Raw genomic sequence first — 15,802 nt, forward strand, 5'->3', positions numbered from 1 at the left:
GGTTTAGAACTTCAGGCGCTGATACGGACGAGCGACTTGGTCGCGCGGCGGTCGAGCATCGCGGCGTAGGCATCGCGGATGCCGTCGAGATTGGTTTCATGGTCGAAAACCAGGCCCGGGTTGATGCTGCCATCCAAGACATCCTCGAGCAGCTCGGGAATGTAACGGCGGGCAGGGGCGACCCCACCACGCAGGCCGACGTTGCGGAAGATGACCGTCTGCAGCGGCACGGCGGAGTCGTGCGGCACCCCGACCGCGCCGACGATCGACCCGACGCGGGCGATGCCGAACGCGGTGGCCATGGACTGGCCGGTGCCGACGCACTCCAGCGCGGCGTCGACGCCGAGACCACCGGTCATCGCCATGATCCTCTCGGTGGCGTCGTCGCCGCGCTCGGCGACAATGTCGCTAGCGCCGATCGTCCGCGCGAGGGCCTGCCGGACCGGGTTGCGGCTCAACGCGATGATCCGCTCGGCACCGAGGCGCTTGGCGGCAATGACCGCGCACAAGCCGACGGCGCCGTCGCCGACGACGGCCACGGTGTCACCGGCCTTGACGCCAGCGCTGAACGCGGCGTGATGCCCGGTACACATCACGTCCGACAAGGCCACCAAGGACTTCATGACCGCGTCGGAGTGGCCGCTGCCGGGCACCTTGACCAGCGTGGCGTCCGCGTACGGGACGCGGACGTACTCGCCCTGGCCGCCGTCGACCCCGTGGTTGCCGAACGAGCCGCCGTTGAGGCAGTTGCCGGTCCAGCCGGCGACGCAGGTGGCGCAGGTCCCGTCGCAGAAGGTGAACGGCGCCACGACCAGATCGCCGGTCTGCAGGGTGGTGACCTCGGCGCCGACCTGTTCGATGACGCCGATGAACTCGTGGCCGATCGGGCCTGGCGCGTGCGGGTTGACCCCGCGGTAATACCACAGGTCGGAGCCGCACACGCAGCCCAGCGTGACGCCTACGACCGCGTCGGTGGCGTTTTCGAGGCGCGGGTCGGGGCGCTCGCCGACGGTGACGTCGCCGGGCCCGCCGTAGAGGGTGGCACGCATGGCGGTGTGTCCTTTCGTCGTGATGCGGTAGCAGGATGCCCTCGTCGTGGCGCTCAAGAGGGGTGGGCGCGCGTGGTGGAGCGGGACATGCTCCGAGAAAACTCCCAGCCAGGGCGGTAAGGGAGACACCGCTGAGAGGGGTACCGCCAGGGACCCCCTCATGCCGGAGGTGATGCCTAGCCTGGGGAACATGGACAACCGCAGCGAGGTCCGAGCGTTTCTTACCTCCCGCCGGGCCAAGATCAGCCCGGAACAGGCCGGCATCCCCGCGTACGGCAACCGCCGAGTCGCCGGGCTGCGCCGCGGCGAGATCGCCGCGCTGGCCGGCGTCAGCGTCGAGTACTACACCCGCCTGGAGCGTGGCAACCTCGCCGGCGCATCCGACAGTGTCCTGGACGCCATCGCTCGCGCGCTGCAGCTCGACGACACCGAAACCGCGCACCTGCACCACCTCGCCCGCGCCGCCGGCCCCCAGCCGGTCCGCACCCGCGCCCGCCGCGACAAGGCCCCCGAGATCCGGCCGGCGATCCGCCGAGTGCTGCACTCGATGACCGGTGTGCCTGCGTTCCTGCGCAACCACCGCTTCGACATCCTGGCTGCGAACCCGCTGGGCATGGCCCTCTACGCGCCCATGTTCGCCGCCAACGCGGCGCTGCCGGTGAATTCGATGCGGTTCACCTTCCTGGACCCGCACGCTCAGGCGTTCTACCCGGACTGGGCGCAGGTGGCCCGCCCCGCCGTCGCCGCGCTGCGCATTGCCGCCGCGCAGCACCCGGACGACCAGCAGCTGATGAACCTGATCGGTGAGCTGTCCATGCGCAGCGAGCCCTTTCGCGCCTGGTGGGCCGCCCAGGACGTCTACGTGCACCGGCACGGCACAAAGAGTTTCCGCCACCCCGTCATCGGCGAACTGGACCTGGCCTTCGAAGCGCTTGAGTTGCCCGGCGACGAGGCTCTGACGGTCCTGACGTACTCCGCCGAGCCCGGCACCGGCTCCGGTGACGGCCTGGAGCTGCTCGCCACCTGGGCCGCCACGCAGGAGGGCGTCGCGACCCGGGCCAGCGAATGAGCAGCCGATACGGCGCAGCCATGCCCCGAAGGCCGGTTCGGCGAACTTCTTGATCGAGGGTCGGCTCGCGAAAGTCGATTTCCTCCCGCCCTCCCAGGTGGCGCCGCCCAGCAGTTCTCCGGCGGGTCAACGGGTAAGCAGGCCGATGCGGCGCAGCCAGTCCGTTACGTCAGGTTCCGCGTCGGCGACCTCCTCGCCGCGCACGGCCAAGCCTTCCCCGAGGGTCGCACCCGGGCAGGTGGCGGCGTAGTCGCGTTCGGTGGTTCCGAGCCCGCTCATCGCGTGTGTGGTGAGCGGGTGGACGGTCTTACCGGTGAAGTTCCGGCCTTCGACAAACGTTGTCATGATCATCGGCGCCCGGACGTTCCAGATCGGGCTGCCGAGCAGGACCGTGTCGTAGCGTTCGATCGAGTCGAGTGGGTTGGCAATGCCCGGGCGGGCGTTCGCGTTCTGTTCCCGCACGTTGCGCGCGACGGTCGGCTCGTAGTCGTCGGGATAGGGGTCGGCGGCCTCGATGCGGTGCACGTCGCAGCCGATGAGCCGGGTGATCATGCCCGCCACGACCTCCGTGTTGCCGACGGTCAAGCGGCGGCGGCCGCCGTTGAAGTAGTTCTCCCCGGCGCGGGAGAAATAGGCCAGCAGCACCCTGCTGCCCGACGGCGAGGAAGAAGTCGGGGCGCTGCGCGACGCGCGACCGGTTGGGGTGGAATCCGGCGACCGGGCAGCCTCCGGTGCATCGGTGCAGGCGCTCAGCGCCGCACTGGACGCCGTCCCGGCAGCACCGAGCAGGACGCCCCGCAGCAGCGCGCGGCGCGGGTACGTGTTCCTCGCATCCATCAATTCTCCCGGTGTCAACAGTACGTGGATGACTCGTCGCGGGTTGTGGGAGCCGGAGAGCGGCCGCCGAAAGCGCTGCTCGCCCGGGTCGGCGCACTCGTGCAGGGGGCGAACGAAGCAGGCCGGGAGGCCATGACGCCCTCGCGGCCCGTTGCCGGGAGTGTGTCAGCGCGGCATGGGGGCTTCGACGCCCGACAGTGCGAGCACCGGCGCCGGCAACCGCTCGCCGTGAATCTGGATCGCATTGAGTGCGGTGGTGAACTCGCGCAGCTCGTCGGCGGTGAAGGTGACCTCTTCGGTACCGATGTTCTCCAGCAGGTGCGAGGTGCGGGTCGCGCTCGGGATCGGGACAATCCACGGCTTCTGCGCCTGCAGCCAGGCCAGCGACAACTGGCCCGGCGTCGCTCCCTTGCGTACGGCCCACTCCGACAGCATTTGCACCAGGGGCATGTTCGCGGTCATATTCTCCGGCGAGTTACGAGGCACAAACGCCCGGAAGTCCCCTTCCGTGAAACGGGTGTACGGGTTGATCGTGCCGGTGGTGAAGCCGTACGCCAGCGGCGCCCAACACACGAACCCGATCCCCAGCTCCTCACACAGGGGCAGGATCTGCTGCTCGGCGCCGCGCCACATCAGGTTGTACTCGTTTTGGATCGCCGTCAGCGGCTGCACCGCGTGCGCGCGACGTACCGTCTGCGGTCCCGGCTCGGACAGCCCCCAGTGCCGTACCTTCCCGGCCGTGATCAGGTCTTTGACCGCGCCGGCCACGTCCTCGATCGGCACCGCGGGGTCGACGCGGTGCTGGTACAGCAAGTCGATGTGGTCGGTCCGTAGGCGCCGGAGCATGCCATCGACGGCTCGCTTGATGTGCTCCGGGCGGCTGTTGAGGCCTGGGAGCTGCTGGCCGGTGTCCGGGTCGATGTTCCAGCCGAACTTCGACGCGATCACCACCCGGTCCCGCACCGGCCGCAGGGCCTCACCGACGATGCGCTCGGACTCGAACGGCCCGTACGCCTCGGCCGTGTCGAAGAGGGTAACTCGCTGGTCGACTGCCGTACGAATGATCCTGATCATGTCCTTGCGGCTGCTGACCGGCCCGTACAGCCTCCCGGTCATGGTCTGGCAACCCAGTCCGATGCTCGAGACCTTGAGCCGGCCCAGCTGACGACGGCTGGTCAGCGTCGTGACCTCCTCAGCCGTGCCGCCACGGCCGGCGGCGGACGCCGGAGCGGAACCCGCGAGGCCGGCCACCGCAGGAGTTGCCGCGAGGGCGGCCGCACCCACCAGGAACCGACGGCGACTGCTGCTGTTGTTGTCAGACATTGAGCACCTTCTCGTTGGCGCGACAGGGGTATGGCTCGCGACCCCATGCAACCCGCGACTCCGACGGTAAGGGAGCCCCTGCTGAAAGGGGTGACGACAGCAACCCCCAGATGACGGCAGAACCCGTGCAGAATCTGCCATGGCCTGGTATAGCATCCGTCGATCTCTGAGGACTACGCCGGAGGGGATGGGTCCTGAGGGCACCTCCCTGCGATCGGCGCGGGCTTGATTCACGGTGGTCAGGCCTGCAGTCCGCACCCTGCCGGGTTGCGGGTGTCGGGCGGGCTCACTGCCGCGCTTCCTTTCTCCGTCAGGTTCGCGAAGATGAGAGCGCCTCGGCGATCATTCGGTGGCCCTGGGCTTCGAATGGCTCGTCGCCAACGTGATACGCCCAGGCTGCGGTGCCGATCGCGGCGCGAACTCGTTCGCGGTGCCACGCGCCCGGCTCGCGGGGATCGGTCCCGTACCCGTCCAGAAAGGCTGCCTCGAGGTTCGGGTTGCGGCGGAAGTCCTGGGCGGCCAGCCGGGCGAAGTCCGTGGATGCGGGACGCATCGCCGCACGGCCGAAGTCGATGACGCCCACGACGCCGTGGTGGACGACCCAGTTCCGGGGCTGCCAGTCCCCGTGGGTGGGTACGAGGATCGCGGGCGGCGTCGGCCAGGTGGCGATTTCGGCGCGTAGTCGTTCCGCGATGGTCGCAGCGATTCGGTGTGGTCCGCTGAGCGACGCGAGTGACTTCTCGTTCTCGCGCCTTTCGTAGTCGTCGTCCGTGACGGGAGTCTGTGCGTGTAACAAGGCCAGCAGCTCGCCCGCCTGCCGATAGGTGGAGGTGTCGTCGGCCTGCTTGCTGCCGAGCACCAGTTCACCGGGCAGGTACCGGGTGATGAGCAGCTTCGCGTCCGCGCTGCCCTGCACCAGAGTCGGTGCGCGTCCCCTGTCGGTCCATGGGCGCAACCAGTTGAGATGGGCATGGAGCTCTCGCTGGACGTGGTGGTCGTCGTCGCCGCCGGCCTTGACGATTAATCGTGATCCGGCGTGGGTCATCTCGAGGACAGTGGTCGCTACCAGGCCCCAACTGTGGTCCCTCACGACCGTTGCGCCGGGAAGCCACTGGTCCACCAGTGCCCGCTGCTGCGGAGACAGGTTTCCGAGCGCAGATGTCACAGCGGGATAGTACGAGGTGAACGACCGGACCGGCCGAAAAGTCGGTCGCGGGCAGGACGCCGGCGCCCACGGCTCAGCGATACGTGCCGGTCAGGCCGGCGATGTTGTTGAGCGTGCGCGTGGACAGGGCGCGGGTCGGTGGCGGTCCCCGTCGAAGGGATCGGCTAGCGCAGCGGGGTCAGGCAGTCGGTGCCATCCGGTCGCGGTGGACCTAGGGGATGCTCACGTGGTCGGTTCGGTCAGCATGAGTGGCCCGTACCACCGGTTCGAGCAGCGACAGTGTCCGTTGTTGCGCATCGAGGGCGACGCGGATGCCGACCGGCATCGGCAGATTCGGGCCGGCATGTCCGAACTCGACGTTGCCCAGGACCGGGATGTCGCGGTCGCCGAGGACGTCGAGGACGATCTCGCGCAGGGTCGGGGACACGTCCGGGGCTTCGAGTCCGTCGATCGCATGCGGCACGCCCACGACCATGCCGGCGATCCGGTCGAGGACGCCGGAGTGCCGCAGCACCTGTAGATAGCTCCATACATACGATGCCAGGCCGCCCGTCTCCTCCCAGAACAGCACCGCGCCGTCGAACCATTCGAGCGGCAGCGCGTAACGCGTCGCTTGCATCAGCACAATGCGATTGATCACCCCGCCGACGAGGAGACCTTCGGCGCGACCAGGACGCCAGCACTCCCACGAGGGGCTGGCCGGCAGCGCACCGATCGGCTCCGGGCTGGTCAGCAGCGCCGAGTAGAGCTTCTCAAGTTCCGCTCTGCGCGCTGCGGGCGCAGTTTGCCACGCGCCGCCGAGACCAGGTGTCGCCAGGTCGGCATGGAATCCGACCAGGCCCGTGCGCGCGTAGAGCACCAGATGCAGCAGCGAGATGTCGCTGTAGCCAAGGATCGGCTTGGGGTCGGCCGCGATCGCCTCGACGTCGATCAGGTCGAGGTAACCGAGCGCCGTCTGGCCACCGTCATGCGCGATGATGGCCCGCACCTCAGGATCGCGCAGGAGAGCATTGAATTCCCTGGCGATCTCCGCCGGCGTAGCCGCGCTCCACCAGTGGTGCCGCCCTGCTTCGAGCAGCGGTGCCCGGCGCACACGGAATCCCATCCCCTCGAGCACGATGACCGCCTGCTCGAGATCGGGCTCGTAAGCGGCATGCAGCGGCGCGGACAACGACGCGATGACCACGAGATCTCCGGGTGCCAGGGCACGCGGTCGAAGCAACTCCGGTAGCGCAGAACCGTTCACCGATCCAGTATCCCGACACCGCTACCAACACGGTGCACCGGCCGTTCTACGACACCGTCAACGGCGGTGACTTCCGCTCCCGAAAGTCGCCACCCACCTACCGATCGGCCGCACAGCAGGCCTAGCGCACCGTCCGGATCTGCCGCGATCGGCCCGCCGGAATCCGCCCCGTCACAGCGGGGACAGTCGGGGGAGAGCGCTCATCCAAACTCATGGCGCGGTGCAGGCGCAGCCCTTACTCGTAGATGCATCCGGCGTGCAGGGCGTCCGCGAACAGTTGCCAGGTCGGTTGTGCCGGGAGAGGGTGGCCGGCGTTGGCAGAGGCAGGAGGCGGCCGTCGAGACGCCGGCCACGCTCTGGGGACGAGCGGGGCGGCGGCGGGGGCGAACGCCAGGACATGATCCAAACTATCCTCCGGCTCATGACTTCGATCTCACCCGACGGGCGCGGCGTCGACTCGGCCCTGGATCCGTCGGCGGAGCAGATCCGGGACATGGGTGGCCGCGCCGTCGAGTGGATCGCGGCCCACCACGACTCGATCCGGGACCTGCCGATCAGCCCGCGCACCTCCGCTGCCGTGTTGAAGGAGCTGCTCACCGAGCCGCTGCCCGCCGAGGGCCGTGACTTCGCGGACCTGCTGCGGGTCTTCCGTGAGGTGGTCGTGCCCGGCAGCCGGCACAACGGGCATCCCCGCTTCTTCGGGTACGTCTCTGCGCCGGGCTCCGCCGTCGCCGCAGTGGCCGACCTCCTCGCGTCGACGCTGAACGCGAATGTGGTCGCGTGGCGGTCGGCACCGGCTCCGACGGAGCTGGAGCACGTGGCCATCGACTGGATCAAGGAGGCCATCGGGTGTGACCCGGGCGCCGGAGGCCTGTTCATGAGTGGTGGCTCGATGGCCAACTTCACCGCGCTCGCTGCCGCCCGACACCGCCACTGCGGCGACGCGGTCGCCACCCACGGTATGGCCGCCCACCCGGCGCCGCTGCGCGTCTACGCCTCCACCGAGACCCACCACTCGATCCACAAGGCTGCCGCGCTGCTCGGTATCGGGCGGACCAACGTCCGCGAGATTCCGGTCGACGCGTGTTTCCGAATGGACGTCGACGCCCTCGTCAGCGCCATCGCGGAAGACCGGGCCGCCGGTGCGGAACCGTTCTGTGTGGTGGCGAACGCCGGCACCGTCGTCACCGGCGCGGTCGACCCGCTGGCCGACATCGCGGTGGTCGCACGGGAGCACGGGCTCTGGATGCACGTCGACGCGTGCTACGGCGGCTTCGCGCGGCTCGCCCCCTCGGCCCGGCCGCTCTTCGACGGCTTGTCGGAGGCCGATTCGATCTCCCTCGACCCGCACAAGTGGCTCTACCTGCCCGCGGACTGCGGCTGCCTCATCTACCGCGACCCCGAGGCGGCACGCCCCGCCTTCAGCATGGACGCCCACTACACCCGCGTCATGGAGACCGAACCGGCCGAGGCCTTCGCCTTCTGGGACTACGGGCCGGACCTGTCCCGGCGATTCCGGGCGCTCAAGGTCTGGATGACGCTGGCACACGCCGGCTCGCAGACTGTCAGCGATGCGATCGAGAGCAACCTCGACTGCGCCCGTCACCTGGCCGAGCTCGTCACCGACAGTGTCGACTTCGAGCTGCTCGCCCCGGTCGAACTTTCCATCTTCTGCTTCCGTTACCTGCCTCCGGGCGCGCGAGCCGGCTCGCGCTCGCAGGCCGATGAGGAGCACCTCGACCGCCTCAACGAACGGATCATGGTGACGCTGCAACAGGCCGGCAGCTCGTACGTGTCGAACGCGACCATCAACGGCCGCTTCGCGCTGCGCGGATGCGTGGTCAACTACCGCACCACCCGGCGTGACATGCAGATCCTGCTCGACGACGTACGCCGCGCCGCCGAGCAGGCGATCGAGGAGATGCGCTGACGCCTCGACCTCGGCTCAGCCCTCGGTTGCGGTCGCCGCGATGGCGGCGTGCGGCCGATGAGTGTCGTCGCTGAGCCGCGGCAGGCGCTCGACTTCCGTGAAGCCGGCTCGCGTCAGTCGCTCAGAGACCTCGTCGAGGGGCCAGCGATAGGCGGTCGCGACCTTGTGATCGAAGGCGTCGACCTCGTCGCCGACGAAGAGACCGAGCACCAGCGTTCCGGACGGGGCCATGGCTCGCCGGAACCGGGTGAGCACGCCGTCGAACTGCTGCGGCGGTAGGTGGATCAACGAGTACCAGGCCAGGATGCCGGTGACGGAGTGGTCGGGGATGTCCAGGTCGTCCATCGACCCGAGTTGGTACCTGCCGCTCGGGTGGGTCGCGCGCGCGTGGGCGATGAACTCGGGGACCATGTCGACACCCGTTGCGTCGACGCCCAGGGAACGAAGGTAATCGGTGATGTGGCCAGGCCCGCAGCCGAGGTCGAGCACCGTGCCAGATCGGCCCGCCAGATGTCGCGCGATGAAGGCGAGGTCGTCGGCGTGCACCTGCTGGCTCGTGCCGAACAGTTCGATGTAGAGCTCCGCGACGGAGGCGTACGCCTGCCGGACCTGTTCCAGTTTCACCGCCTGACTATAAGAGCTCTCGGATTGGGCAGAGCCGACTATCGCCGGGCTCACGACGGTCAGCAGGACGACCGAGTCCTCGACCGCGGTCAGGGCGTGCCGCTGGGGCGGGATCGTGACGTGATCGCCGTCCCTGCCCTCCCACTCCTCGGTCGAGGTGGTGAGGCGGGCGTGGCCGCGTAGCACCAGCAAGGTCGCCTCGCCCGGGCTGCCGCGGTGCGAACGGGCTGACCCGCGAAGACGGCACGTGGAAGCAGGACGACTGCCGAGGATCAGGCCCCACCCAGGGAGAAGGTGGGGCCTGACGATGCGCACAAGCCGAGCGGGGAACTGCGCGTCACAGTTCCTTGAGCAGGTGGTACTGGGAACCCGACCGGCTGCACTGGTAGTTGCGGTCCGTCTGCGGGCGCAGGAAGCCCGCGTGGAATACGCAGGCGGTGGGACTTCTGCTTCTTGTTCCGCCTGGCATCTTCAGTCTCCGTTCTCCTGGTGCATTGCTTGCGTGCATGCGCCGGCGACCCCGGGCCCGAGCGCAGCCGCGCACCCCCGTCTGTCTCGTACGGATGCCACGGTCTCCCTCCCAGGGGCCTTGGCTGGCTACCGATGTCGCAGTCTCCCAGCAGGATGTTGGCTCGATGTTGGCCGAAGTGCGGAGGACGTCACCGGCTCTCGCGTCAGCGACCGAGGACCTCGACGAAGGCGCTACGCCGGCGACTGTCCTGCGGTGGTGTCGGAGAGCAACTCGGACAGCCGCGCGCGCATCTCGTCGAGGCGACGATCGCCCAGGGGTTCGAGGATCGTGACGGCTTCCTGCAGGGCTGCGACGGCGGCCGGAAGATCTCGTCGGGCTGCGGCGACATCGGAGCATCCGTGCAGCGCCCAGGCTTCCCGCATGCGGTCGCCGGTGCTCCGGGCCAGCCGGACCGCTGTGTCGTAGTGGTGTCCGGCCTGATCAAAGTTGTTCTGAAGGAGGTGCAGCCGGCCGAGATTGGTGTGGACGCTCGCCGCCAGCCAGTCCCGGTTGCCGGACCGCTCGGCGGCCGACAACGCCGACGTGTAGGCGTCGAGTGCCTCCTGCTGGCGGTTGGCGCGTCGGTGCAGGTAGCCAAGGTTGAGTTCGACCTTGAAGGTGAGATCGGGGTCGTTCAGCAGGGTCGCGAGATCCCGCGCCCGCAGCAGCGGGGGGAGTGCCTCGTCAAGCTCTCCGCTGTCAGCCAGCATCGCACCCAGGCTCGCCTCGACGTCGGCCCTGCCGGCCGGGTCGCCGCTGTGCCCGAAGAGTGCGATGGCGCGCTCGTACGCGGCGCGGGCCTCGGTACGTTGCAGCAGAAGGCTGTGTGCGACGCCCAGGCTTCCACGCAGGATGGCCTCGCCGGTGCTGCTGCCGGCCAGGACGGCGGAACGGATGCCCTGCTCGATCACGGCGATCCAGGTGTCGCGGGGCGCCCGGCGTTGCAGCCAGCCGCGTATGTTGACGGCGAGGGGCCAGGCCAGGTCAGGGTGGGTCCGGACGTGCTGGGCGATCAGCCCGATGATCGTGTCGGCCTCCGTGTCGACCCAGCTCACAGCTTCGACCGTTTCGGTCAGGTCCGGCAGGAAGAGATACCGCGGGTCGGGGACGGCAGCACCGTCAGCTCCGCCTGCCGTGGGCCGGATGCGGTGCTGTGCTTGGCGGGTTGCGTGCCCGTACCAGCGGAGCAGTTCCCGTTCGGCGGCCGCGCGATCGGTCGAGGTGTCTTCGAGCTGGCCCTGCTGACGGGCGAACATGCGGGTCAGCTCATGGAGGCTGACCCGGCCGTCGGCGTCGACCGTGACGAGATTGGCCGCGGCGAGTCTGTCGATCAGGTCCGTCAGGACGGCGCCGCAGGAGATGCCGGCCACTGCGGCTGCGGCGCCGAGCGGAACGGCATGGGTGTCCACCAGTCCGAGATGGCGCAACAGCCGACGTGCCGGTGCGGCCAGCCGCCGGTACGACACCGCGATGACGGCCCGCACGCTCGCATCGCCATCGGTGGTGGTGAGCCGGGCGAGCCGGGTGCGCTCATCGTGCAGGGCCGCGACGAGGGCGTCCGGTCGGGCTCCCAGCCGAAGGTGGGCTCCCACGATCCGGATGGCCAACGGCATCCCGTGGCACAGCTCCACCAGCGTACGGATGTCGCCGGTCGCGGAGCCGGACATCCCGGCGGTCGCTTCGAGCAGAGCGGTCGCCGGCTCGACGTGCAGCGGGTTGAGCACCAGGAGGTGAGTCCCTTCGCGGGCGACGAGCCCGTCCAGCCGGTTCCGGCTGATGATGACCAGCATGCTGTCGCCGGCGCCGGGAAAGAACGGCCGGGCCTGCCGGGCGCTGCCCACGTTGTCCAGGACCAGCAGCACCGTGCGGCTGGACAGCAGCGAACGCAGCTGCGCGGCGCGTGTCTCCGCCTGCCGAGGCACGTCGTCGGGGGCGATGCCGAGATCGACGAGGGCCCTGGCCAGTGCCACCGTCGCGGGAACGTCGTTGTCGAGATCGAGGTAGAGCTGCCCTCCGGGAAAGCTCTGTCGGTTCTGATCTGCCCAGTGCGTGACCAGCGCTGTCTTGCCCATGCCACCGGACCCTGTGACGACCACTGAGCCGCTCGGGCGCTGACCGGATCGGGATTTCGCGTGCTCGGCGTCGAGGACGCCGAGCTCGTCGTGCCGCCCGACGAAGTTGCTGGGTGGGACGGGTAGCTGCGCCGGCCGGACCGCGGCAGGAGCGACGGAGGGTACGACCGCAGGCGTGGGGCCCTGCAGGATCGCGGTGTACAGCTGCCGCAGGCGCGTGCCCGGGTCCGCTCCGAGTTCGTCGGCGAGGATGCGCCTGGTCCGTTCGTAGACGGTCAGCGCCTCGGCGCGACGGTCGCTGCGAACGAGCGCCAGCATCAGCTGCGCCTGGAGGCGCTCGCGCAGCGCGTTCTCGGTGGCCACGGCCGACAGCTCGGCGCACAGGTCGCGGTGCAGTCCGAGACTGAGTTCGATGTCGACGCAGCTCTCGTAGGCGGTCAAACGCTGCTCGCTCAGGCGGTTGGCTGCCGCCCGTACGAGATCGGTGTCGGCGGCGCCGTGGTAGGCGTCCGTTCCCCGCCACAGTCGCAGCGCCGCCCGGTGGCATTCGCGCGCCTCGGCGAACCGCCCCTGCGCCTCGTCGCGCGCCGCCGCATCGACCAGAGCGACGAACTCGTCGGCATCCACCTCGTGACCGGCCAGCCTGATCCGGTAGCCGCCGGTCGCGCGAATGATCGATCCAGGGCCCGCGGTACGGCGCAGATGATGAACGAGGACGCGCAGAGCCCCGTGCTTGTTGTCGCTGGGGTCGCGACCCCACAGGGCTTCCAGCAACGTGCTGTCGGCGACCGTCCGTCCACCGGCGGCGAGGAGGCAGGCGAGCACCACCTCATGTTGACGCCCGCCGACCGGCACCACTGATCCGGACGTGTCGACGGCTCGCAGTGGCCCCAGGACTTCGAACCGCATGGATTCCTTCTTCGGTCGCGAGCGGTGTGGGACCCGACGATCGTGGCACGGCGGGCAGCACTCAGCGATCCACCCGAAAGATAGACATCGCCCATTGGCAGTGGTGCTGCGCCCACCGGACAAAATGAGAAATCAGGACAGACATCGCCGCACCGCAGGAGCCGCGCAGCGTTCAGCCCGGTGGCCTGCGCCGGGAGGTGGGAGGGGCGCGGCTGCACCTCGACGGCAGGCGGCAGACGGCGGGTATGACGGTGGCGTTTGCGGGTAAGCGGCCGCCCGCAGCGAGCGGAGGGGGCGACCGATGAGTGACCCGGCGACGCAACGGTCCGGAGGACCCGGACCAGCGGTCAGCCCGACCGAGCGGTTGGCAGCGGATGTGGCCGAGGTGGTGCGTGCGGAGGTCCGGGAGATGCGCACCCAGGTGATGACCGTGGCACGGCCGACCGGAGTCGGCCTGGCGCTGCTCGCCACGGCCGGGGGATGTCTCGTCCTGGGCGCCGGGGCGGCCTCGGCAACCGCGTTGCGCCTGCTGGAGACCTTTCTGCCCCGCCGGCTGGCCACCGCGGGGCTCACCGGGGGCTACCTCGTCGCCGCCGTTGTGCTGGCACGGGCAGGACTGCGACAGCTGCGGGCGGCCGGAGGTGGCTCGGCCTGGCTGGCGGACGAGGTGCAGGATGCCGTGGCCACCACCGCGAGTCGGGTGGTGCCGGCCGGTGCCGCCGCCGTTCGGGACGAGCTCGACCAGTGGGGCTCCGGCCGGCCGGACCGCTGACGTCGACCTGTGCGGCGCCGACCGCCCCGCTCGGTGGCGAAGGTCAGATCTCGGATGACCATCCGACGATAGGCTCCGGGCCTATGCGGACGAAGCCGGAGCTGAGCGATGCCATCCGACGGGAGCGGCGCGCGGCGCTCGTGGTCAACACCCACTCCCGCCGCGGTCGCCGGCTCTACGAGCACGCTCGGGATCGGCTCACGTCCGCCGGCTTCAAGCTTCTGGCCGCGTACCCGGTCGACCAGCCCGCCGAACTCGAACAGAGCCTCGCCGCCGCCGCCGGCCTCGGGCCGGACCTGCTGATAGCGGGCGGTGGCGACGGCACGATCAGCACCGCCGCACGCCTGCTCGCGCACCGCGACATCGCGCTCGGTCTGCTGCCACTGGGCACCACCAACAACTTCGCGCGCACCGTGGGCGTCCCGCTCCACCTCGACGCGGCCGTGGCGGTCCTCGCCGACGGCAAGGTGATCGACGTCGACCTCGGGCTCGTGGGTGGCATGCGGTTCACCAACCACGTCGGCGTCGGCCTGTCCGCCGACGTGGCGCTCCGGACGCCGCCCCGCCTCAAGCGGGCCACCGGCCGGCTCGCGTACCCGGCCACGGCGCTGACGCTGCTGACCCGGCACCGTCCGCTGCGTGCCGTGGTGCGTGCGGAGGGGCGGGAGCACGAGTTCGTCACCCATCAGCTGTACGTGGCGAACGGCGGCTTCCACGCCGGCCGGCCGATCACCGCGGACGCGGATGCCGACGACCGGCTCCTGGTCGCCTATCCGGTCGGCGGCCGGCCCCGCCGTGAGCTGCTGCGGGAGACGGCCCGCAACGCCGCGACCGGGCACCGTCGTACGCTCGGCGACGAGCCGTTCCTCGCCGTCCGCCAGCTCTGGCTGGAGACCGACCGACCCGCGCCCGTGGAGGTCGACGGCGAGCTGCACGGCGAGACCCCGATCCGGATCGGCCTGGATCCCAACGCGCTACGCATCATGGCTCCCGCCCACAGCCCGGACCGTTAGGCCTCGGCGCGGGCGGCGAGGGCGTCCACCAGCCGGCGGGCCGAACCGGCCAGATTCCACGTGCCGGCCAACTCGAGCAGCCGGTCCGGGTCGGCGGGGGTGGTCGGCAGCGCGGTGGGCAGCTCCGGCAGCGGCACGTCCAGCGCGACGCGGACCACTGTCGGCGCGACGGCCAGGTAGTCGCGGGCGGCGGCCAGCTTGGCCCGCAGGCCCGGTGCGAAGGCCGAGTCCGAGTCGTCCAGGGCGGCCAGGATGCCGGCGATGCTGCCGTACCGCTCGATGAGCCGCGCGGCGGTCTTCTCGCCGACGCCCGGCACCCCGGGCAGCCCGTCGCTGGGGTCGCCGCGCAGCGCGGCGAAGTCGGCGTACCGGTCGGCCGGCACCCCGTAGCGGGCCCGCACGGCCGCGTCGTCGCAGTCGTCGAGCTTGGCCACACCGCGCCCGACGTAGAGCAACCGGACCGGCCGGGCGTCGTCGACGAGCTGGAACAGGTCCCGGTCGCCGGAGACCACCTCCACCGGACCCGGCTGGGTGACCGAGAGGGTGCCGAGCACGTCGTCGGCCTCGTAGCCGGTCGCGCCGACGGAGGTGATGCCGACCGCGGCCAACACCTCCAGGATCATCGGCACCTGCGGGGAGAGCGTGTCCGGGACGACCTCGCCGCCCTGCGGAGCCACCCGGTGCGCCTTGTACGACGGCAGCAGGTCGACGCGCCACGCCGGACGCCAGTCGTAGTCGAGGGCGCAGACCATCCGGTCCGCGCCGCGCCCGCGGATCAGGGTGGCGAGCATGTCGAGGAAGCCGCGCACCGCGTTGACCGGGGTGCCGTCCTCGGCCCGGGCGGCGGATTCCGGGATGCCGAAGTAGGCCCGGAAGTAGAGGCTGGGTGCGTCGATCAGCAGGATCGGGGATCGGTGTGCCACGCCCGACAGCCTGGCACAGCCGTCCGACGATCAGGGGTACGCCCGGCCGCCGTCCGCGTCAGCGTCGGTCGTCGTGTCGGTAGACGGTCTCCCGTCGGGCCAGGTACTGCACGGCGTAACTGGCCACCAGCAGCAGGATCGCGACGAGCACCTCGACCCAGGCCGCGACGCCGTCGGCCACGGTGAGGCCGATGATCAGCAGGACCAGGCCGGCGAGCGCGAGGACCCCGGCCCACAGTTGCCGGCGTCGGCGCGTCGCCGCCCGGTCCGCCTCGTTCGCTGCCACGTCGGTCCTCCCGGTCGCGGCGCCCGTGCGGGCGCCCCGGACCCAGGCTATGACCCCCGGGGCCGTCCGACCG

The 15,802-nt window shown here is 70.3% G+C and carries 13 protein-coding genes; 4 read left to right on the forward strand and 9 right to left on the reverse strand.

The genetic code is table 11. The features are described from left to right. Positions 1-11 precede the first annotated feature (11 nt). A complete protein-coding gene (locus EAD98_RS30015) occupies positions 12-1,049 on the reverse strand; it encodes an alcohol dehydrogenase catalytic domain-containing protein (protein ID WP_121657312.1) in 1,038 nt (345 codons plus the stop codon). 190 nt (positions 1,050-1,239) lie between these two features. Here EAD98_RS30015 and EAD98_RS30020 point away from each other — a divergent pair, with 190 nt between their 5' ends. After that, positions 1,240-2,118 (forward strand): helix-turn-helix transcriptional regulator, encoded by an 879-nt coding sequence (locus EAD98_RS30020; protein ID WP_121657313.1) that lies wholly within the window; start codon positions 1,240-1,242, stop codon positions 2,116-2,118. A 126-nt stretch (positions 2,119-2,244) separates the two neighbouring features. Here EAD98_RS30020 and EAD98_RS30025 read toward each other — a convergent pair whose 3' ends face one another. From EAD98_RS30025 to EAD98_RS30040, 4 genes are all read right to left on the reverse strand, one after another. Further along, positions 2,245-2,955, reverse strand: coding sequence for a flavodoxin (locus tag EAD98_RS30025; RefSeq protein WP_121657314.1), 711 nt, complete (start codon positions 2,953-2,955; stop codon positions 2,245-2,247). Between the two features lie 165 nt (positions 2,956-3,120). Continuing rightward, positions 3,121-4,278, reverse strand: coding sequence for an aldo/keto reductase (locus tag EAD98_RS30030; protein WP_121657315.1), 1,158 nt, complete (start codon positions 4,276-4,278; stop codon positions 3,121-3,123). A gap of 310 nt (positions 4,279-4,588) precedes the next feature. Next, a complete protein-coding gene (locus EAD98_RS30035) occupies positions 4,589-5,443 on the reverse strand; it encodes a phosphotransferase family protein (protein ID WP_121657316.1) in 855 nt (284 codons plus the stop codon). A gap of 211 nt (positions 5,444-5,654) precedes the next feature. Further along, positions 5,655-6,629 (reverse strand): LD-carboxypeptidase, encoded by a 975-nt coding sequence (locus EAD98_RS30040; RefSeq protein ID WP_199723620.1) that lies wholly within the window; start codon positions 6,627-6,629, stop codon positions 5,655-5,657. A 481-nt stretch (positions 6,630-7,110) separates the two neighbouring features. Here EAD98_RS30040 and EAD98_RS30045 point away from each other — a divergent pair, with 481 nt between their 5' ends. Next, positions 7,111-8,619, forward strand: a complete 1,509-nt coding sequence (locus EAD98_RS30045; protein ID WP_158609857.1) for an aminotransferase class I/II-fold pyridoxal phosphate-dependent enzyme — start codon at positions 7,111-7,113, stop codon at positions 8,617-8,619. Positions 8,620-8,634: 15 nt separating this feature from the next. Here the strand turns inward: EAD98_RS30045 and EAD98_RS30050 are convergent, their stop codons facing one another. Both EAD98_RS30050 and EAD98_RS30055 read right to left on the reverse strand, forming a co-directional pair. Next, the gene (locus tag EAD98_RS30050) at positions 8,635-9,243 is read right to left on the reverse strand and encodes a bifunctional 2-polyprenyl-6-hydroxyphenol methylase/3-demethylubiquinol 3-O-methyltransferase UbiG (protein ID WP_121657340.1); all 609 of its coding nucleotides are present in this window, start codon (positions 9,241-9,243) and stop codon (positions 8,635-8,637) included. A 702-nt stretch (positions 9,244-9,945) separates the two neighbouring features. Then, the gene (locus EAD98_RS30055; protein ID WP_158609858.1) at positions 9,946-12,651 is read right to left on the reverse strand and encodes a BTAD domain-containing putative transcriptional regulator; all 2,706 of its coding nucleotides are present in this window, start codon (positions 12,649-12,651) and stop codon (positions 9,946-9,948) included. A 385-nt stretch (positions 12,652-13,036) separates the two neighbouring features. On the opposite strand from EAD98_RS30055, the gene EAD98_RS30060 reads away from it, so the two are divergent. Beyond that, positions 13,037-13,507, forward strand: coding sequence for a phage holin family protein (locus tag EAD98_RS30060; RefSeq protein WP_121657320.1), 471 nt, complete (start codon positions 13,037-13,039; stop codon positions 13,505-13,507). An 83-nt stretch (positions 13,508-13,590) separates the two neighbouring features. Beyond that, complete coding sequence (locus tag EAD98_RS30065; protein ID WP_121657321.1) at positions 13,591-14,520, forward strand: diacylglycerol kinase family protein; 930 nt, start codon at positions 13,591-13,593, stop codon at positions 14,518-14,520. Here EAD98_RS30065 and EAD98_RS30070 read toward each other — a convergent pair. Together EAD98_RS30070 and EAD98_RS30075 are read right to left on the reverse strand one after the other, a co-directional pair. Then, on the reverse strand, positions 14,517-15,443 hold the full coding sequence (locus EAD98_RS30070) for a 5'-3' exonuclease (RefSeq protein ID WP_121657322.1): 927 nt from the start codon (positions 15,441-15,443) through the stop codon (positions 14,517-14,519). The genes EAD98_RS30065 and EAD98_RS30070 overlap by 4 nt on opposite strands. 58 nt (positions 15,444-15,501) lie before the next feature. Beyond that, positions 15,502-15,729 (reverse strand): hypothetical protein, encoded by a 228-nt coding sequence (locus tag EAD98_RS30075; RefSeq protein WP_121657323.1) that lies wholly within the window; start codon positions 15,727-15,729, stop codon positions 15,502-15,504. Positions 15,730-15,802 lie beyond the last annotated feature (73 nt).

Source organism: Micromonospora sp. CV4, from assembly GCF_003667455.1.
GTDB lineage: Bacteria > Actinomycetota > Actinomycetes > Mycobacteriales > Micromonosporaceae > Micromonospora.